This window comes from Bombilactobacillus mellifer, from assembly GCF_000970795.1.
GTDB lineage: Bacteria > Bacillota > Bacilli > Lactobacillales > Lactobacillaceae > Bombilactobacillus > Bombilactobacillus mellifer.
Map to the genome: position 1 here is coordinate 448,292 of NZ_KQ034028.1, position 18,887 is coordinate 467,178.

General features: G+C 39.0%; 19 protein-coding genes. 13 read left to right on the top strand and 6 right to left on the bottom strand.

Annotated elements, in window-relative coordinates:
- Window position 1: 1 nt before the first annotated feature.
- Window positions 2-916: a mechanosensitive ion channel family protein gene (locus JG30_RS02140; RefSeq protein WP_046315814.1), complete on the bottom strand. Its 915-nt coding sequence runs from the start codon at window positions 914-916 to the stop codon at window positions 2-4.
- Window positions 917-1,019: 103 nt separating this feature from the next.
- Between JG30_RS02140 and JG30_RS02145 the strand changes: the two genes are divergently transcribed.
- Both JG30_RS02145 and JG30_RS02150 read left to right on the top strand, forming a co-directional pair.
- Window positions 1,020-1,427, top strand: a complete 408-nt coding sequence (locus tag JG30_RS02145; RefSeq protein ID WP_046315816.1) for a DUF948 domain-containing protein — start codon at window positions 1,020-1,022, stop codon at window positions 1,425-1,427.
- Between the two features lie 17 nt (window positions 1,428-1,444).
- Window positions 1,445-1,705 (top strand): hypothetical protein, encoded by a 261-nt coding sequence (locus JG30_RS02150; RefSeq protein ID WP_046315818.1) that lies wholly within the window; start codon window positions 1,445-1,447, stop codon window positions 1,703-1,705.
- Window positions 1,706-1,917: 212 nt separating this feature from the next.
- Here JG30_RS02150 and JG30_RS02155 read toward each other — a convergent pair whose 3' ends face one another.
- Window positions 1,918-3,021, bottom strand: a complete 1,104-nt coding sequence (locus tag JG30_RS02155; protein ID WP_046315820.1) for a M24 family metallopeptidase — start codon at window positions 3,019-3,021, stop codon at window positions 1,918-1,920.
- Window positions 3,022-3,188: 167 nt separating this feature from the next.
- Between JG30_RS02155 and ccpA the strand changes: the two genes are divergently transcribed.
- Entirely contained in the window at window positions 3,189-4,202 is a 1,014-nt protein-coding gene (ccpA, locus tag JG30_RS02160; protein WP_046315822.1) for a catabolite control protein A, read from the top strand.
- A 46-nt stretch (window positions 4,203-4,248) separates the two neighbouring features.
- Here ccpA and JG30_RS02165 read toward each other — a convergent pair whose 3' ends face one another.
- Window positions 4,249-7,029: a transglycosylase domain-containing protein gene (locus JG30_RS02165; RefSeq protein ID WP_052725166.1), complete on the bottom strand. Its 2,781-nt coding sequence runs from the start codon at window positions 7,027-7,029 to the stop codon at window positions 4,249-4,251.
- A 258-nt stretch (window positions 7,030-7,287) separates the two neighbouring features.
- On the opposite strand from JG30_RS02165, the gene JG30_RS02170 reads away from it, so the two are divergent.
- The 4 genes from JG30_RS02170 to JG30_RS02185 all read left to right on the top strand — a co-directional run bounded on the left by JG30_RS02170 (window position 7,288) and on the right by JG30_RS02185 (window position 11,347).
- Window positions 7,288-8,340 carry an ABC transporter ATP-binding protein gene (locus JG30_RS02170; RefSeq protein WP_046315824.1) on the top strand — a complete coding sequence of 351 codons (1,053 nt, stop codon included), beginning with the start codon at window positions 7,288-7,290 and terminating at the stop codon, window positions 8,338-8,340.
- Window positions 8,337-9,239, top strand: a complete 903-nt coding sequence (locus tag JG30_RS02175; protein ID WP_046315825.1) for a carbohydrate ABC transporter permease — start codon at window positions 8,337-8,339, stop codon at window positions 9,237-9,239. The genes JG30_RS02170 and JG30_RS02175 overlap by 4 nt, the downstream gene beginning before the upstream one ends.
- Window positions 9,240-9,247: 8 nt before the next feature.
- Window positions 9,248-10,072, top strand: coding sequence for a carbohydrate ABC transporter permease (locus JG30_RS02180; RefSeq protein ID WP_046315826.1), 825 nt, complete (start codon window positions 9,248-9,250; stop codon window positions 10,070-10,072).
- A 114-nt stretch (window positions 10,073-10,186) separates the two neighbouring features.
- Window positions 10,187-11,347: an MFS transporter gene (locus JG30_RS02185; RefSeq protein WP_046315827.1), complete on the top strand. Its 1,161-nt coding sequence runs from the start codon at window positions 10,187-10,189 to the stop codon at window positions 11,345-11,347.
- Window positions 11,348-11,445: 98 nt separating this feature from the next.
- Here JG30_RS02185 and JG30_RS02190 read toward each other — a convergent pair whose 3' ends face one another.
- Window positions 11,446-12,885 (bottom strand): glycerophosphodiester phosphodiesterase, encoded by a 1,440-nt coding sequence (locus JG30_RS02190; protein ID WP_052725167.1) that lies wholly within the window; start codon window positions 12,883-12,885, stop codon window positions 11,446-11,448.
- A gap of 32 nt (window positions 12,886-12,917) precedes the next feature.
- On the opposite strand from JG30_RS02190, the gene JG30_RS02195 reads away from it, so the two are divergent.
- The 5 genes from JG30_RS02195 to JG30_RS02215 all read left to right on the top strand — a co-directional run bounded on the left by JG30_RS02195 (window position 12,918) and on the right by JG30_RS02215 (window position 16,698).
- The gene (locus JG30_RS02195; protein ID WP_046315828.1) at window positions 12,918-13,229 is read left to right on the top strand and encodes a hypothetical protein; all 312 of its coding nucleotides are present in this window, start codon (window positions 12,918-12,920) and stop codon (window positions 13,227-13,229) included.
- A 76-nt stretch (window positions 13,230-13,305) separates the two neighbouring features.
- Window positions 13,306-14,691 carry a bifunctional metallophosphatase/5'-nucleotidase gene (locus JG30_RS02200; protein WP_046315830.1) on the top strand — a complete coding sequence of 462 codons (1,386 nt, stop codon included), beginning with the start codon at window positions 13,306-13,308 and terminating at the stop codon, window positions 14,689-14,691.
- A gap of 2 nt (window positions 14,692-14,693) precedes the next feature.
- A complete protein-coding gene (locus JG30_RS08780) occupies window positions 14,694-15,260 on the top strand; it encodes a YutD family protein (RefSeq protein ID WP_071236996.1) in 567 nt (188 codons plus the stop codon).
- Between the two features lie 10 nt (window positions 15,261-15,270).
- Complete coding sequence (locus tag JG30_RS02210) at window positions 15,271-16,050, top strand: TIGR01457 family HAD-type hydrolase (protein WP_046315833.1); 780 nt, start codon at window positions 15,271-15,273, stop codon at window positions 16,048-16,050.
- 3 nt (window positions 16,051-16,053) lie between these two features.
- Window positions 16,054-16,698 (top strand): TIGR01906 family membrane protein, encoded by a 645-nt coding sequence (locus tag JG30_RS02215; RefSeq protein WP_046315835.1) that lies wholly within the window; start codon window positions 16,054-16,056, stop codon window positions 16,696-16,698.
- Between the two features lie 16 nt (window positions 16,699-16,714).
- On the opposite strand, the gene JG30_RS02220 is transcribed toward JG30_RS02215, so the two are convergent.
- Both JG30_RS02220 and JG30_RS02225 read right to left on the bottom strand, forming a co-directional pair.
- Window positions 16,715-17,359: a VTT domain-containing protein gene (locus JG30_RS02220; protein ID WP_046315837.1), complete on the bottom strand. Its 645-nt coding sequence runs from the start codon at window positions 17,357-17,359 to the stop codon at window positions 16,715-16,717.
- A gap of 69 nt (window positions 17,360-17,428) precedes the next feature.
- Window positions 17,429-18,409: an NAD(P)/FAD-dependent oxidoreductase gene (locus JG30_RS02225; protein WP_046315839.1), complete on the bottom strand. Its 981-nt coding sequence runs from the start codon at window positions 18,407-18,409 to the stop codon at window positions 17,429-17,431.
- 73 nt (window positions 18,410-18,482) lie between these two features.
- Between JG30_RS02225 and JG30_RS02230 the strand changes: the two genes are divergently transcribed.
- Entirely contained in the window at window positions 18,483-18,851 is a 369-nt protein-coding gene (locus JG30_RS02230; RefSeq protein ID WP_046315841.1) for a CvfD/Ygs/GSP13 family RNA-binding post-transcriptional regulator, read from the top strand.
- Window positions 18,852-18,887 lie beyond the last annotated feature (36 nt).

Here is an 18,887-nt window from a genome sequence, read left to right on the forward strand (position 1 = left end):
TTTAAGCTTGAGTCTTATTGCTTAAATCCATGGAGTTTTCAGGCATTTGAATATTCGCAGCTTGTAAAGCTGCAAGATAAGCACCTAAAAATTTGCGCTTTAAAATTTCTTGGGTGCCGTTTTTAGTGTCTAATTGAATTTGATAGTGTAATAAACCCAGCCGTACTTCCGTGGGTCCCAGTAATTTCGGAGCTTGAATTAAATCGGGATTTTGGGGCGTTAATTGTTGATTGACTTGTTCTAAGACGCGGGTTACCTGTTGGATATTGGTATGCGGGAATAATTGTAAATCTATAATGGTCGTCATATTACCCCGAGACAAGTTTTGCACAATGGTAATATTTCGATTGGGGATATAATTTAAAGTTCCATCGGCACTACGTATTTGCGTTGTTCGTAAACCCACGTAAGTGACAGTACCGGAGATATCATTAACCTTGACGACATCGCCAACATCTAATTGTTGTTCTACTAAAATAAAAACCCCATTGACGACATCACTTACGAAACCTTGGGCTCCAAGACCTAAGGCTAAACTAAAGATTCCAGCACCAGTAATTAAGGCACCAATGGGCACACCACAAATCGACAAAATAACATAAATGTAAATAAAAACGAGGAAATAAAAATAAATATTCTGGGCTAGTGTAGCAATAGTTCGGGAACGATTACTGCTAGTTTTATCATGGCGTAAATTATTAGAAATCCGGCTGACAAAACTTTTCCCAAAACGGTAAAGTACTAAAAAAAATAAAGTGACCAAGATAATTTTGACTACATTACTCAGTAAAGTATTAAAAAGGTTAATCCAGTATTGCGGATTATTAATCTGTTGCAGAAATAAGGTTTGGTTTTGGCCCGATTGTTTAGGTTGTTGATTGAGCTGAGAAGTATATTTACCAAGAAGATTATTCAAAAGACCACTCCTTAATTTTATATTACCAGTATAGTCGGTCCAATTGCTGTTGTCATGATTTAATGATAGAATTTAACTGATTTTAAAATAGGGGGCAAATTAGATGACAATGGGTCAAATCGCCGCGTTAATTGCTGCCATAGCATTTGTAATTTTAGTTGTGTTTCTAGGTGTTATGTTAGTGCAATTGGCCACAGTATTAAAAAAATTACAGGCAACCGTGGATGAAACTACCAGAATTATCAAGACTTTAACGATTGATTTAGACAAAATTGCGCATCAAGGCAATGATTTAACACAAAAGTTTAATGATTTGATGGTGGATATCAATGCTAAGATGACCAAATTAAATCCCTTTTTCCAGTCAATCGAAAATGTGGGTGGTAATTTAGAAAAAGCAACCAATAAAGTTAAAGATCAGCCATCGACCAATCATCGATCTTTTAAATTTTCACCTACTTTAGCTGGAAAGTTGGCTAAAACCGCCTGGAAAATTTATCGGAAAAAGTAGCAGCTAGTGGAGGTTATATGAAAAAATTAGAATTAGTTTGCGGGGCAGTCTTAGGTGCCGGGCTGACTTATTGGTTATGGAAAAAACAGCCATTACACAATTTCAATGCTGGAAAAAACTCAATGCCAGAAGCGAATAAGGCTCAACTGCGTGACGCCTTTAACCAAAAGACGGCAGCTATCGCTAAAGAGTTTCCAACCACTAATGTGGCCGACGTCAATACGAATTTTGATGACATTGAATTAGATGCAAATCAAATTGTCCCACCGACTGATTAAAAAAGAAAGAAAAACCACTCCTTTGGGAGTGATTTTTTTTGTAGTTCTGTAACAGAATAAGCTTTAATAGTGATTTTATACAGCAGCTGTCTTGGTCTTTTAATTTTCAGATATCGAAGACTACTATTTCAGTGATGCTAGTCCAGGCATCATTTTAGTTGTCTCCAACAAAAAAGCACTAGTTGGCTACTAGTGCTGTGAGATAAAAAAGATTATTTAACAGGTAAAACTTTTAATTCCTTCGGTGTATGAGTAAAAGGTTGATTACCAGTTTCGGTAAGATAAAGGCAGTCTTCGATCCGCACACCTGCTACATGTGGAATATAGATGCCTGGTTCAATTGAAAAGCACATGCCCGGCTGCAAGACCATGTCATTACCTTCCATAATTGAAGGGAATTCATGCGTCGAGGTACCAATACCATGGCCTAAACGATGAATAAAGTATTCGCCATAGCCGGCATCGCTAATGATTTTCCGGGCCACATGATCCAATTCGGCAGCCGTAATTCCAGGTTTAGCCGCATCCATTGCCGCCAATTGTGCTTGTAAACAAACATCAAAAATTTCCCGTTGCTTAGCTGATGGTTCGCCAAAAGCAACCGTTCGGGTAGCATCACTCATGTAACCTTGATGCACAGTTCCTAAATCAAACAATGCTAAGGAATTGGCTTTAATAGGAGTTTTTTCAGGAACACCATGAGGATTAGCTGCGTTGTCACCTGATTGGACAATTGTGTCAAAACTGGTATGCATGACACCTTTTTTCATTAAGCCATATTCAATTTCAGCCACAACTTGTTGTTCTGTGCGTTGTGTAGAAAGAGCCGCAAAACCTAATTGAAAAGCATAATCGGCCTCTTCACCGGCGGCTTTCATTAATTCAATTTCTTCGGGTGTTTTTATGAGCTTTAAATGATCTAAAAAGACGGATGCGTCTCCCGGAAAGGAGGCTTCGGGAAATTGTTCCTGTACGGCTTCATAACGGGCATAAGGTAAGTCGGCTTTTTCCAAAGCCCATTTATTATATTTAGAAGTGCGCTCTTTAATATGTTGGGCAATCAGGGCAAAAGGATTTTCATGATCCAGATAACCGAAGACATCCTGATGCCAGCCGGCCTTTTGCGCAGCTTCCACTTCTAACTGCGGTGTAAACAAAAAAGGTTCCGCTTCCGGAAAAACGAATAAAGCTAAAACCCGTTCTTCCGGATCACTGTGAAAACCTGTAAAGTACAAAATGTCTGTAGGATTGCTAATGTATGCGACATCAAGGTTTTGGTCTGCAACCCACTCTTGTAATTTTTCTAAATGACTCATAATGTAACCTCCGTTTCAATAATATAAAAAGTATAGCACTTTTGGTTTATGGAAGTAAAAAGTAATAAAGCGCTTGCAATGGCCGATCCTTTTTGTTAAATTATTTATGAAAACTTTTGAAAAGTAGTTTTCAAAACTAGCTTATTTATAGATTGGATATGAAATAGATGGATAAATCAGATAAAGAAATCACAATTACCGATGTAGCAAAACAGGCTGGTGTATCCATGGCAACCGTTTCACGAGTAGTTAATGGGAATAATAATGTAAAAGAAACCACCCGTCAAAAAGTCATGGATGTCATAGATAAATTGCATTATCGACCTAATGCCGTAGCACGGGGATTGGCTAGCAAAAAAAGTACAACCATTGGTTTAATTTTACCAAATATGGGTGATTTACTGTATTCTAATTTAGCTAAAGGGATCGACGATGTTGCTTCAATGTATAAGTATAACATTATCTTGACTAGTTTGAAAAATGGAATCGGCAGTGAGCAACAGTTGTTTAATGATTTACTGGCCAAACAAGTCGATGGCATTATTTATATGGGTGAGACTATTTCGAATGATATTTATAAAGAAATGTGTAACTCACGGGTACCAGTGGTTTTTGCGGGCGCGATTGATGAACAACAACAAATTTCCAGCGTTAATATTGATTATGTCAAGGCAGTGCGGGATGTAGTCAAGTTTTTGATTGACAACGGGAATCGAAAAATTGCGCTGGTAACCGGTGATTTAAATAGTCCGATTAATGGTAAATATCGATTGGAAGGTTATCAGCAGGCATTAGAGAATGCAGGTATTAGTTATTCGTCAGACAATGTTTTCGAAACTGTTTACAGTTTACAAGCTGGAGCAGCCGTATGGGATGCGATGCATGATAGTGGAATTACAGCGGCTTTTGTTTCCAATGATTTACTGGCAGCAGGAATTTTAAATGCCGCAGTCGACTCAGGAATTCAGGTGCCTGAAGAATTTGAATTAGTAACCAGCAGCAATACCATTTTATGTGATGTGGCACGTCCTAAAATGACATCCGTGGCACAACCACTGTACGATATTGGGGCAGTAGCGATGCGCATGTTAACCAAATTAATGAATGATGAAGAGATTAACGATAAGACCATCAGTTTGCCTTATAGTTTCGTCAAACGTGGCACAACTAAGAATAATTAAAACATCTCAAAAAAGGCTTTGACTGTACCAACTGTCAAAGCCTTTTTTAATGGCCTGTGGTGGTTCGTTCGGCCGGGGTTTCGGAATTACTTGCAGAAGTTTCACCTGTTGAGTGTGGCTGAGTCGGTGTAACTGCTGAACTATTGGATTGAGCTTGGGGAGTAGTGGTGCGCACATTAGGATTAGTGGGGGCTGTAGGCGAAGTATTTTGAATGGCGGGCGAAGCTTCCGGATTGGTTGTGCTATCTTGATTATTATTCCAAATCGATGATGCATAGTTACCTAAAATAGAATCCGGATTGTTCACTGTACTGTAGTCGGGATTATAAATTGTATCATTGGGGTTATTTAGTTGTTGTTCTACCCCGTAGTTATTGCGCCGGCCAAAGTAATTATCCCAAAACAACTCATAATCCTTAGCGCGACCACCAATGCCAAATTCATGACTTAAATTAGGGGCGTGAGTTTTATAAAATAATCCCGTGGTCATCTGACCGTGCACATTACTATGATATTCATGATACGTAATTTGTCCGGGTAAGGTCCCAGTGCGACTTAAGACTTGCTGGCGCTTCACCGCAGCTGGTTGAGCCATGGCCTTTTGGTTGAGGAATAGTTCTGGTTGTGTTTGATAAACGCTATTCATCAGATTAGCCCAAAGTGTCTGATTAGTTTCAGTAGAATTTTCGGCTAAATTGTAATTATGACCATATAAATTATCATAACCAATCCATGAAGCCAAGGTCAGTTGAGGGGTACTGCCGATAAACCAATTATCCCGAAAATCGTTGGAAGTGCCGGTTTTGCCAAACGCATTTTTATAATTAAAGTCTAATTGATAAGTCAGTGAAGAAGCGGTTCCCCTTTTAATGACTCCATGCATCATTTGCTGCATAATATAGGCTGTCGGTTTAGCAAAAACTGTTTGGAGATGAGAAGAGTGTTGGTACAAAGTGCGATTGTTGACATCAGTAATTTTTTCTACAGAGTATGCAGGACGGTGTTGACCTTGGTTTGCAAAAGTAGAAAAAGCGCTCGCCATTTGTGCCACCGTAAACCCTTTATGAGTTCCGCCCAGGGCTAGACCTAATTGTTGATACTCTTGGGGGGATAATTTTAATCCCATTTTTGTCATATAAGTTTGTGGTTTAGTCTTTTGCAGGACCTGGCTATATAGATGAACTGCCGGAATATTAAGTGATTGTTCCAAGGCTTGATCGGCGGCGACAAATTTGTTAGCAATTGTGTCGCCAAAATCCGTTGGCTGATACTTATTTTTTCCTTGGCCAAAGGTATATTGGAAGTCGGCCAGCATAGTTTTACTGCCAATCAAACCGTTATCAATGGCAGGTCCATAAACCAGCATCGGCTTAATGGCTGATCCCGGTGAACGGCGAGTATCAAAGGCATGATTAATTTGATTTTCCTGAAAATTTTGTCCACCCACAAAACCTAAAACTGCACCGGTTTGGTTATTTAACAAAACACTGCCGTTTTGCACAGGTTCTTTGACTTTAATTTTTTTGCCGGTATTGGGATCAATTGCATTGGTGTAGTGAATGGTTCCTAGATTGGCTGCAGTTTGTTTAAAGGCTGTTTGCATTTGATCATAAAGATCTTTATCAATCGTCGAATAAACATGATAATCATGTTCCCGCATAAGATGATCGGCTTGCTGAAAATAAACTTGATATAAATCTTGATCTTTTAAAACTTCTTGATATTTAATTTTATTATCACGGGCTAGTTGTTTCATTAGTTGCAACCGTAATTGCGAAGTTAATAAGTTATATAAATAATTGTATTTAATTTTGGCTTTGGGAGCCGGTTCTGCAGGAGCAAATTGCTGAGCCAAATTCACTTTTTTGGCTGCTAGATATTGCCGATAGGAGATATCACCATGACGATACATACGAAATAAAACCAAATCTTTGCGCTTTAATCCGAGTTTAATTTCTTGGCGTTGCTGGCCGTGATTGTCAAAAGGAGTATATAATGAAGGACTTTGAGGTAAGCCGGCAATAAAAGCGGCTTGGGGCAAAGATAAATTTTGAGCAGAAGTCTTAAAAATTCCTTCGGCAGCTGCTTGAGCTCCGGCAATATTCTGGCCCCGGTTGTTTCGACCCAAAGGAACGACATTTAAATAAGATTCTAGAATGTGATTCTTCGAAAAGTGCTTTTCAATCCGCGTTGCTAATAAGATTTCAATAGCTTTTCTTTTCCAAGTAGTTTCGGAAGATAAAATTTGCATTTTCACCAGTTGTTGGGTCAAGGTGGAGCCCCCTGTTTGGGTACCCCAGCCAGTCACTTCCCCTAAAATAGCACGCAGAAGAGATTTGGGCACAATGCCATGATGTTCGTAAAAGTTTTCGTCTTCTGTGGCTACAATAGCTTTCTTTAAATAAGGAGAAATTTGTTGGATCGAAACTTGTTGGCGCTGTACATCACTGGGAACGCGGGCTAATTTCACATGATGGGCAAAATAGAGCGTTGTTGATTGATCAACTTTTTGAATTTGATTTTTTAAGTTGGCATAACTGGGAATGCTTTCTTGTTTGACAATCGTGGTTAAATAACCAGTGGCCAAGCCGCCGCCCAGCCCCAACAATAAAATAAAACCTAGTATCATGGCAAAAAACAACTTCCGAATAATACTAATAGTTAAGCTGATTTTGCCATTCCAAGTCGTCGGCCAGTCTTGTTGTTGCACAATACGCAAAGTGGGGTGCTCTGGAGACTCTGCAGACTGAGCAGGTGGTGTTGCCTGCCACCAATTTTTGAAGTGTGATTTAATGCGAGTCCACCAAGAAGAATCATACTTATTCAAAAGAAAACCCACCTTTTAGTGATAAAAAAATCAATTCTACTATTTTACATATTATATAACAAGATAAATGAACTATAGCGATAATTACTAAACAATCAGTTCAAATAATAACGAGAATCTGGATTTTTGTAAATATCAGCAAAGAAACTGTAAACAAAATAGCTAAGCACTAAAGGCAAGAGCCAAATGTTGCATTGTTTTAGGCGAGCGTTTAATATTTGATTGAGGGCCACTGCTGTAATGGAGGAGGTTTTTCTCATGGAAATTACTTTTAAGCATGTCGATTGGGCGCCAAATCGTCAGCCAGCTATCCTAAAAGATGTGAATTTTACTATTCCTGATGGAAAACTAGTAGTTTTTTTAGGATCACGTCACAGTGGGATTAATGCAGTAATCAATTTAATTGCTGGTTTTATACGACCTAATCAAGGTGAGATAAGGTTTGACCAACAAACAATTAATTTGCAACCCCCCCAAGCGCGGAATATTGGTTTTCTTAGCTCCGAGGTGAGTTTATATCCCCAATTAAACGTATTTGATAATATCGCCTTTCCCTTAAAAGTTTTAAAAATTAAAAAAGGGGATCGTCAAAAGCGCGTTCGCACATGGGCCCAATTAGTCAATGTGGAAAAACTATTAAAACGCTATCCAGCCAGTTTATCACCGCAACAAAAATGTAGAGTGGCCTTAGCACGGGCCTTAGTCAAAAAACCAGACCTCTTGCTTTTGGCGGCTCCTCTCAAGGCCGTTTTACCGACCGAACGTTCGGAATTACAGCAGCTAATTTTACATTTGCAAGCCAGTTTGGGCATTACTACAATTTGGACGACGGCCGATCAAGATGAAGCACTGCAAAGTGCAGATCTTATTGCCATTATGCACCACGGAAAAATCCAACAATTGGCTACACCAGAGGAACTTTATCATAATCCGCAAAAATTATTTGTGGCCCGTTTTTTAGGGCATCCACCAATTAATGTCCTGCCGGCGTCGCTCATTGAACCGGCAGTTAAAAAGTATCTCTCCCAAGATATCTATCGGCATGCCGAATTTGTCGCCATTCGTCCTGAAGCTATAACTTTAGAACCGCCTGACGACTATGTTGCCCATATAAAGGCGGAGATCAAACGCATTGATAATTTTGGCATCAGTAGTGCCGCCTATATTCAATTTCAGGAACAAGAGTTAGTTTCTTCAGCTATTAGTGATTATTTTAAACAAGCTGATCAATTAACGGACCTGTATTTTGCCGCTCAAGGAACTTATTTTTTTGATCCACAAGGGCAAAGAATCGCAGGAGGCCAATTATGACTAAACGTGCGCCAGTCAATCAGAAAACGTTTTCAGCTTGGTTGGCACTGTTGCCACTATTCATCTTGGTGGTGGGATTTACTTTTTTCCCCCTGATCAAAATTTTGTTTATTGGTTTAGGAAAAACAGTGCAGCCTTTTCAAATAAATAGTTTTGCACTCTTAGCCAAAGACGCTAACTTTAGGCAGGCTTTGAAGAATACATTGATTTTATGTCTGGGGGTAGTTCCAGCCAGTTTGGTAATTGGGTTCTTCCTAGCGTGGGCGGTTTCTGAGGTGCGACTCTTGCGCCCAGTTTGGCGCACTATCTATTTATTACCGTTAGCCAGTGGCTTTGTAGGACTAACAATTTTAATGCAGGGACTGTTTCAATTCCGACAGGGTCTTATGAATGAAGGACTTAAATTGGAGGGCTGGACCGTTCGGCACTGGCTCCAAATACCAACTGCGGCGAATGCCGCATTTATGGTTACTGTTTTAATTCAAGGTCTGGGTCTCAGTTTTGTAATTTTTGTGGCTAAAATAAGAACTTTGCAGCACCGTCAAGCAATATATCAATTGGCCGCTATAGATGGGGCCTCCTCCCGGCAGCAATTGCGTTATGTCACTTTACCAGCGTTAAAAACCACTTTTTGGGTAGTACTTTTGGTAGAGTTAATGTTTGTTTTGCAGCTCTTTGATCAAGCCTATATTTTTTTTAATCATCATTTAGTTTCACAACACTTGGGTTTTACTTTAACCTATTATGTATATCAAACTTTTTGGCAACAACATAATTATCAATTAGCGGTGGCGGCAGCCTTAGTTTTAATGGGTTTAATGGTGCTGGGAATGATTATCCCCCTGTGTTGTTTAAAAAAGCACCCCCGCAACTTCACGCCGCAGATTAAGGCGTTATGAGGCAGACCATGAAACGAAGAATATTACATTGCCTACTATTTTTATTAGTTTTATTAGGTGCAGTTGCGATTATTTTGCCTTTTGTTTGGCTGCTCAGCATGACATTAGCTGATCCCAAAGCGCAGACAACAGCAGCCATGTGGCAACCCCAACAATGGCGGTGGGCGAACTTGCCGTCCATTTTAGTAACCAATCTGAAGCATCTGCATTTAGTGACTAGTTTTGCTGTGGCCTTAATTACCGCATTTTTGCAACTGCTAGTGAGTGTGTTGGCTGCCTTTGTCTTTGTTCATTTTAATTTTTGGGGAAAAAGATTGTTCTGGATCCTGTTGGTTTGTACGTTGGTCATTCCTACAGCGATTGTAATCATCCCTAATTATCAAATGTTAATGGCATCTACTTGGACGCGCAATTTGAGTGCTTTAATTGGACCTGAAATTGTGAATGTAGGTGCTGTGTGGCTACTCATAGCTACTTTTCAAGTCATTGCCCAACGGTTTTATGTCGAAGCCCAATTAGACGGCGCTAGCGATTGGTACTACTTACGACATGTAGTTATCCCCTTAACACATCCTTCGTTAATTACCGTTTTTATCAGCCAATTTTGTCTGAGTTGGAATAACGTGCTGTGGCCTTTAGTTGTGAATCGACGTTTGTCATTACTGACTTGGCCGTTAGATTTACAAAAGTTAGGTCAGCAAGCGCATTTTAGTTACCAAGCCTTTTTAGCTATTACCACTTGGGCTATTATGTTTTTAGCATTTATTGTTTTATGGTTACAAAAAGATCTCCTTACCGGAATCGCCACCCTTGTAGCAGATGATGACAGATAATTTGTGAGGGTTCTTGTTTTTCTGGTCTGATTTGTGCTACGATATAACGACTTTAACAAACGCTCAGTAATAAAATTGCGAGGCGTTTTATTTTTTGGGTAAGGGGTGGATTATTTGAATAAAGAAGCCAAACGGGCCATTTATATTTTAATTTTTGGCAACTTCTTAATTTGCTTAGGAATTAGTTTAGTAATTCCAGTACAGCCGTATATTAAAAAAATGTATGGTTATTCAACAACAGAAATGGGAATTATGACCTCCCTCTACTCGCTAGCACAATTTATTGCTTCGCCGATTGTTGGCCGCGTGTCGGATATCATTGGTCGTAAATCCGTCATTGTCAGTGGGTTAATTTTATATTTTGTGTCGGAAGTGATCTTTGCGATGTCCAATGATTTATGGCTGTTTGACTTATCGCGCATCATTGGAGGACTCTCGGCGGCAATGTTTATTCCTACCTCAATGGCCATGGCAGCAGATTTAACTGATAATCGGCATCGTGCCCGGGTCATTGGTTGGATTTCGGCGGCTTTTAGTGGCGGTTTAATTCTAGGACCTGGTTTAGGTGGTTTAATTGCACAGATTTCTTATAAAGCACCTTTTTGGGCTGCTGGTTTGTTAGGGTTATTAAGTACTATTTTTACACAGTTATTATTACAAGATCAGGCTGGCAAGCGGCCCACTAATTCCGCGGTTGTCAATTGGCGGCAACTTTTAACCCCCTTACTAATTATTTTATTTGTAATGATTTTTGTATCTTCATTTGGTTTGCAGGGCTTTGAAAGTATTTATAGTATCTACGTCAATCAAGTCTTTCACTTTGATATGGGCACCATTGCCTTGGTGTTAACGCTTAATGGTATTTTCTCTTTGTTTTTCCAAATCGTTATTTTTGATTGGTTGACACAAAAACTGGGAGAACTGAATTTAATTGCTACTTGTTTTCTATTAGGCAGTTTATGTACTGTCTGGATCACACAAGCAAAACAAAATATTGAAGTCATCATTGCTACTTTAGTGGTCTTTGTAGCGTTTGATTTATTACGACCAGCCATTACTACTTTATTAACGAAAATGAGTCACGCCAATCAGGGATTGGTGAATGGTTTGAACATGTCCTTAACTAGTGTAGGGAATATTATCGGTCCGATCATGTCCGGGATGTTGATGGACTTTAATTACCATATTCCGTATATCGTTGTAGCAATCCTATTGTTTATTTCCTTTTTGATCACTTTACTTGTTGCGGCAGTTTTTAAAAAGCAGCTGACTTAGGTTCTAATATAAACAAGAGCAAAGATTATAGCCAATAAAAAGCCGGTTTCCGGCTTATGTTGGGAGAAACAACCAGGGGTTTAGAGTACTGGTTGTTTTTATTTGGCATTCAATAAGAATTGCGAGGGCATATCCGCATTTGCCAAAGGCCATTGTTGCAACACGGTGAAATCGGCGACGCTCGGCACTATATATTTGAGCGCGGGTAGCGGTGAAATAACGGCATTTTGACAAGGCGGTTGGAACTGTAAAGCCAGATGATTTTGAATAGAAATATCACCTTGATGAGCAAGCGGGACTATCGCATTAGGCGGCAAATTGTCGGGGGTGGGTACTACCAATAAATTGTTTAAGGGTAACCAGCCATGGTAATTAATTTGGGCCCAATTAGTGCCATCAATATTTTGTAAGGCAGTGACTTGATAACAAGCTTGCGGCAGTAAACTGCCATTCACCGGACTCTGAGAATGAGGGGCCTGATTTAAATTCCGGTCCACTTGACCAGATCGCACGCGTACTAACTGATTGAAAAAAGGTGTTAAACTAGGTATGAGATCAGTTTGGACAAAACCGGCATCCGCAATAAAACGATTATCTGCAATTTGATAATATTCTTTTTGGTTCAGTGTCACCACTTTTTGAATATGGACCGGCGTCTTAGAAGCTAAGGTTCCTTTTTGAGGAGCCTTGGGATAGGGATTTTCCCAAATAGGAACTGCCGTCTTATTTAAAAAGACGGCATCAAAATCAGCGTTACTTTGATTAGCTTGTCGTTTTAATTTTTGATAATGGCTGGCTGTCGCAGGAAAATTAGTGACAATCCCGTCAATGGGTAAGTTAACCAACCAGTTCCATTGTTTCGGATCTTCATTCATTTCGTCCCAGACGTAGACACGCTGATTGATCGCATGTAATTGATCGACTAATTGGGAGGTTAATAAATTAGAAGAAACATTAATTGCATTGGAATATTGTAAAGTCTCAAAATTAATTTTAGACAAACTGCCGGCGATAAAAATGCGCGGAATCTGGGGCATTAATTTTTGTAAGTTTTGCAAACTGGCTAACGAAAAAGAGTGAACCATCACGCGGTTTTCAAAATGATATTTTTTGATAGCGTTGACGAGCAGTTCCTCCATATTTTGTGGATTACCATGTTTTGTTTTTTTCGTCTCAATCAAAAATTTGGTATTGGGACGATTTTGGTAACGGGCAAATAGTTGATCCAAAGTATAAACTGGTTGACCATTACGTTGTTTCAATTGGGTTAATTGATTAGCCGGGTGTTCGGACACAATGATGTTATTGCCCGTAGTACGCAACAAATTACGATCATGCGAAATGATTAATTGATTATCACTGGATTCATGCAAGTCCACTTCAACGTATTGGGCTCCTTCATTAAAAGCAAGATCGAGACTTTGAAAACTTTCTTCGGGAGCTTTGATCGGATCACCGCGATGACCGACGACAATGAAGCCGCTATTAAAAATAAATGTTATTAATAGTAAAATAGAACTGAGAACTTTTTTTAACAATGAAATAACCTCTTAATTTAGGAGTCGAGAATATGGCTGAACATCAAACTTTTGATTTAATTGAAAGAATTACCCGTAATGATGGTACGCAGTATTTCGAATTAGGCAATGTCTTTTTGAATGGTCGCGCTGAACTGGCCGCGGAACGGGGACTGATTAAAGAAGTCCGCATTTTACAATTGAATATTCCTCATTCTAATGCCGTAAAAATATACGAAAATTACATCAATGAAAACTATCAATTTCCCGATGCTAATTTGGACCACTGGGAAGAATGGGCTAAACCAGCCGGCAAAATCAAGGACGCTTTTGATTCAATTTTACAAGCTAATCATATTAGCTGAAACAATATATTCCATCATAAAACATTTAGGCTGATTGTTTAAGCTTTTGCTTTTATAAAAAGTGAGGGGGAGTTTCATGACCGAGAAAATTCACATCATTCATACTAACGATTTGCATTCACATTTTGAAAATTATCCCCGCATTGAGCGCTTTGTCAAAGAGCAGCGTCATTTGGATCAGCAGACAGGATGGCAGACATTATTATTCGATTTAGGTGATGCAGCTGATCGGGCCCATCCGTTAACTGAAGCGACGCATGCCCAAGCTAATATTCGCTGGTTAAATAAGTTACATTACGATGGGGTAACAATTGGTAACAGTGAGGGACTGTATTTTGATCATCAGACCTTAGAAACCATGTATAATCAGGCTAATTTTGATGTGATTTTAGGCAATCTCTATGAAACCAATGGGCAATTGCCGCATTTTGCACAACCCTACAAAATTATTACTACCAAACAGCATACAAAAATAGGCATTTTAGGTTTAACCGCGCCTTACTTATTAACCTATCCTTTGATGAATTGGGATATTAAGTTAGTGCAGCAAGTTTTGCCACAGTTGATCGCTCAAATAGCACCGCAAGTTGATGTTTTAATTTTGTTGTCGCATTTGGGCTTGAGTACCGATCGTTATTTATGCCAAAAGTATCCGCAACTCAATATAATTATTGGCTCGCATACGCATCATCTCTTAATTAACGGTGAGTTAGATCAGCAGACCTTTTTAGCGGCAGCTGAAAAGTATGGTCATTATATCGGCAACATTTACTTTACCCTAGAAGATCACCAGATACAACAAATCTCCGCGCATCCTACTTTGACTGCCAATTTACCCGTTTTACCAACTGATCAGCAAGTTATTACTAATTATGCCCGCAAAGGGCATAGATTATTACAACAGCAAAAAATAGCATTTTTACCTCAGCGTTATACTGCTACTGGACTAGGAGCACATTCCAGTATTCAACTCACACTCACCGCTATGGAACAAGCTACGCAGACTACTGCTGCCATGATTAGTTCGGGTTTATTTTTGACTGATTTGTCTCAAGGCATATTGACTGCCGATGATTTGCATGAACAATTACCTCATTCCATTCATTTAATGAAAACAAAGTTGAAAGGTCAAGAATTGTGGCGTTTTGTAATGGAAGTGGAAAAGAATCGAGGATTTTTACGAAATTTCCATCAGAAGGGAATGGGTTTTCGAGGCAAAATTTTTGGGGAAATTTATTTTGGTGGCATTCAAGTCCAACCGGGAACACGGCAGGTTTTTTATCAACATCAAGAATTGATCCCAGAGAAAACTTATGAGATTGCGCTTTTAGACCATTACTTATTCATTCCTTTTTTCCCCACTCTGCAAATTGTGGGCGATAATCAAATTATTTATCCCGATTTTTTACGGACAGTAGTAGCTAAATATTTAGCACGAAAATACCCTTTAAAAAAGGAGTAACTATGACAGAAGAACATTCAAAGAAAAAGAAACAATCCTTATTGAGTAAAAGTATTGAGCATGCCATTGCCGTCACGGATAATGATAATGCCGAGCAATTTGCGATTGCCGAAGTATTACAGTTAAGTTCGGAAAAAATCAAAATTAATCAGGAAACTTATTTACTGGTGGTCAATCATAAGCAGGGATTTGATGCAGCGCGCTTGGCCGTGCGGTATAATCCCGTCTTGAAAAAATATGATTACATTGTTGGCGATTGGGGTTATGGTCAGTTGCGCTTACGCGGGTTTTATGATGATCAGCGTCCACAAGTGAAGATTGATCAGAAAATTTCAACCCTCCAAGATTATTTGTTAGAATATTGTAATTTTGGCTGTGCTTACTTTGTAATTGAACGGGAACGTAAATTACCGTATGCAACTAAATTAAAACCGCGCAATCATCGGTATAAGCGCCGCGTGGTTAAAACTCCGAAAATTGTTTCTAAAACTAACTCATCGCAAGCGACAAAAGCTTTACATTCCAGCAAAAAAAATACTAAATTTAAAATTCGTAATTTAGGTAAATAATGAGGTCAGCATGGCAAAATATCAAAACTATTTAATTGATTTAGACGGCACTACGTATCGCGGGCACCAGCCTATTCCCGCTGCGCAACGTTTCATTCACCGACTGCAAGCTCAGCAGTTGCCATTTGCTTTTTTAACTAACAATACTACTAAAACGCCCCAAGCAGTGGTTCAAAATTTGGCACAAAATCACAATATTAAGGTGCAACCTGAACAAGTAATTACCCCATCCGCGGCGACCGCTGATTTTTTGCTTGAACAAGCAGGAACTCATTTAAAAGACCAATCACTGTATGTAATTGGCGAGCAGGGGTTAAAAACGCCGCTTTATCAAACCGGATTACAATTTAATGAAACAGATCCAAATTACGTAGTAGTCGGTTTAGATAGTGATGTTACTTATCATAAATTTGAATTAGCCACACTGGCGATTTTGCGGGGCGCACAGTTTATTGGCACCAACGCGGATACTAATTTACCTAATGAACGGGGGTTGGTGCCTGGAGCAGGATCCGTCATTTCTTTAGTGGAAACTGCCACGCAACGGCGAGCCATTTACATTGGTAAACCGGAACGCCGAATCGCTGATTATGCTTTGAAAACATTGCGTTGGTCTCGAGATCAGGTTTTATTGATTGGCGATAATTATCAAACCGATATTAAGTGTGGTTTGGCTGCAGGAATTGATACCTTGTTGGTTTACACAGGTGTCAGCACGCCGCAGCAAGTTCAGCAACAAAAAGATTTACCGACGTATCAAGTAGCTAGTTTAGATGATTGGGAATTGTGAAGTATGGGGGGATTAAATTTATTTTTTTCAGTAATCTTTGGGGGTTGGATTTTAAGTAGTACTGTTCTGTTAACCATCGTGGGTAGTTTGGCTATTTTTTGGTTGGATGCACATTACTTACAATTAGATTTAGTGGTTCAGCTGTCACAGGCGCAAATCTGGCATAACTATCTGCAAATTTGGCGGTACTTATTTTGGTTTCCGCAACGGTGGCTGCATTTAGATAATTTTCACTCTTCAGTTCAAGGATTGGAACATTTTCATGAAGTGCAACTTTTAATTGGAGCAGTTGTTATATTGTGGTTCATTACAACTATAATTTTGTTGGTGTTGGTGATTAAGCACCAGTTATCCAAAGTGCTCGTTACGCAGCAATTTTTTTTGGGAGGATTGCTGTGGCTACCGTTAGTTATTTTGGCTTGTGCATTAATTGATTTTGAAGATTTATTTATTGGATTTCATCATTTGCTTTTTCGTAACAATTATTGGATTTTTGATGCGTTAAAGGATCCAGTAATCAATATGTTACCGGATACCTTTTTTTGGCATTGCTTCATTGTAGCTGCAGTAATTTTTGAATTGCTCACTTTAATTCTCTGGTGGACGGCTAAACGCAAAAAAAAAGCTAATCCCAATGCGATTAGCTAGGCATACGACTCTAAAATTATTTCTTGTTGGTCGACTGCCGCGATTGGAGCATACCAATTAGGGCTGGTAGCAGCGAAACCAAAATGATACCTAAAATGATCATTGAAAAATGTTCCTGTACAAAAGGTAAATTGCCAAATAAATGACCGCAAACCAAACATAAGGTGACCCAAATGAGAGATCCAATGATGTTGTAATGGATAAAACGTGGAAAAGATAACGCTCCAGAACCGGCTACAAACGGAACGAAGGTCCGAACTATGGGAATAAAACGCCCCATGGCAATAGCTTTACCACCATGCCGATCAAAGAATTCTTGCGCTTGCACTAAATATTCCGGTTTAACAAATTTAAAAAACCAAGCTTTTTGTTGTAACCAATGATTTAAATGTTTGCTAATAAAAAAATTGGTGGTATCTCCGCCAATAGCTGCTGTTAAAAAAATCAAATAAAGAATATAAAAATTTAGTTCACTATGCTGATTAGCAGCCAAAGCAGCGGCCGCAAAGAGTAATGAGTCACCTGGTAAAAATGGCAAAATTACCGCTCCAGTTTCAATGAAAATGATGATAAACAAAATGATATATGACCAGCTACCAAATTCATTCACCATACTTGCCAAATGTTTATCAACATTCATTACAAAATCAATTAGTTGCATATCAGGCTCCTATTTTCAAAGTATTTTCAATTTATTATTTTAACTTTTAATACTATGATTGACAATCATCTAATTAAACAGCGAGGAACTATGACCTGCTGGGGCTTTAGTAATTTTTAAATCGTTGATTGCACTATTGACCGCGATCGGACCCTCGGCCCAACCCAAAGTAATCAGACGTTCTTTGCCCGGGTAGCAAACTGCATCACCTGCAGCATAAATGTAAGGCAAATTAGTGTGCATAGTGGAATTCACTTGGATAAAAGGTCCCGCTAATTGTAATTGCCACTTGCGTAGTAACCGTGAATCGGCGGTCATACCGTAATTAACAAGTAATTTATCAACTATTATTTGATGCGTAGTAGTCGTTTTAATGGTTTGGTAAGTTACTGCTAGGCGCTGATCGGCAGTTAATTGGCAAGCTTTGATGATTTCCGGCACCAATAATTGGACCTTAGAATGAGCTAGTTGCTGGACACTTGATTCTAAAGCGCGAAAAGTGGAACGACGATGTAAGAGAAAAGTTTGTTGTGCATAGTGACTAATTTCCAAAGCCCAATCTACTGCTGAATCGCCGCCTCCGGCTACTAAGACTGTTTGATCCCGGTAATCTTCTAAATCTGAAACAAAATAGTTGATTTGCTTGCCTTCCAAATGCGGATCATAATCACAGGCTAGTTTGCGTGGCTGGATAGGTCCATTGCCTACCGTGATAATTATGGCCCGTGCTTGTACAGTTGATTTGTTTGTTTGGATAACATACCCCTGCGGTGTGGCAGTGAAACCTTGAACGGTAGTGGCTAGCATTCTATCATATAAAAAACGTTCATCTGTTTCTAAAAGATTAGTAATTAATTGAGCGCCCGTAACTGCAAACTGACCGCCAACGTCATAGATTTTTTTTTGCGGATATAATTGTTGAGGTTGACCACCTAATTGCGGCATACTTTCAATTAGAACTGTTTTTAAAGTACGCATGCTAGCGTAGTAAGCTGTGAAAATGCCCACCGGGCCACCACCAATAACTGCAACATCATAAATTTCACTCATATTTTTTAACCTCAAATGATTTAATCTTAGTCATAGCATACTATATGTTAGACGGGCCAAGGAGGAAACACAAATGGATTTTTATATTGGTCAAATAGTAACCGGGAAAATTTCTGGTATTCGACCTTATGGCGCTTTTGTTAAATTTGATCATACAAATCAGCAGGGATTGATCCATATTTCGGAGTGTCAGCATGGATATGTTTCGGACATTAATCAGGTATTAAGCATCGGTCAACCTGTGAAAGTCAAAGTTTTGAATATTGATGAATATACCCAAAAAATCAGCCTTTCACTCCGTGCTTTAGAGCCCTTGAATATTGATCCGACAATAGTTCGCAAAAAACATTATTGGACTAATTATCACCAACAAATTGGTTTTCAAACTATTGCTAAAATTAAACCCCAGTGGTTGCAGGAAATAGAGTCGGATATGAAATAAATAAAGTTTTTTAAAAAAGTACTTGCACAAGCGGAG

Bases quoted from the DNA above. Each gene is read 5' to 3' on its own strand.
- JG30_RS02145 (WP_046315816.1), top strand. From the start codon at position 1,020: ATGACAATGGGTCAAATCGCCGCGTTAATTGCTGCCATAGCATTTGTA.
- JG30_RS02150 (WP_046315818.1), top strand. From the start codon at position 1,445: ATGAAAAAATTAGAATTAGTTTGCGGGGCAGTCTTAGGTGCCGGGCTG.
- JG30_RS02155 (WP_046315820.1), bottom strand. From the start codon at position 3,021: ATGAGTCATTTAGAAAAATTACAAGAGTGGGTTGCAGACCAAAACCTT.
- ccpA (WP_046315822.1), top strand. From the start codon at position 3,189: ATGGATAAATCAGATAAAGAAATCACAATTACCGATGTAGCAAAACAG.
- JG30_RS02170 (WP_046315824.1), top strand. From the start codon at position 7,288: ATGGAAATTACTTTTAAGCATGTCGATTGGGCGCCAAATCGTCAGCCA.
- JG30_RS02175 (WP_046315825.1), top strand. From the start codon at position 8,337: ATGACTAAACGTGCGCCAGTCAATCAGAAAACGTTTTCAGCTTGGTTG.
- JG30_RS02180 (WP_046315826.1), top strand. From the start codon at position 9,248: ATGAAACGAAGAATATTACATTGCCTACTATTTTTATTAGTTTTATTA.
- JG30_RS02195 (WP_046315828.1), top strand. From the start codon at position 12,918: ATGGCTGAACATCAAACTTTTGATTTAATTGAAAGAATTACCCGTAAT.
- JG30_RS02200 (WP_046315830.1), top strand. From the start codon at position 13,306: ATGACCGAGAAAATTCACATCATTCATACTAACGATTTGCATTCACAT.
- JG30_RS08780 (WP_071236996.1), top strand. From the start codon at position 14,694: ATGACAGAAGAACATTCAAAGAAAAAGAAACAATCCTTATTGAGTAAA.
- JG30_RS02210 (WP_046315833.1), top strand. From the start codon at position 15,271: ATGGCAAAATATCAAAACTATTTAATTGATTTAGACGGCACTACGTAT.
- JG30_RS02215 (WP_046315835.1), top strand. From the start codon at position 16,054: ATGGGGGGATTAAATTTATTTTTTTCAGTAATCTTTGGGGGTTGGATT.
- JG30_RS02220 (WP_046315837.1), bottom strand. From the start codon at position 17,359: ATGCAACTAATTGATTTTGTAATGAATGTTGATAAACATTTGGCAAGT.
- JG30_RS02225 (WP_046315839.1), bottom strand. From the start codon at position 18,409: ATGAGTGAAATTTATGATGTTGCAGTTATTGGTGGTGGCCCGGTGGGC.
- JG30_RS02230 (WP_046315841.1), top strand. From the start codon at position 18,483: ATGGATTTTTATATTGGTCAAATAGTAACCGGGAAAATTTCTGGTATT.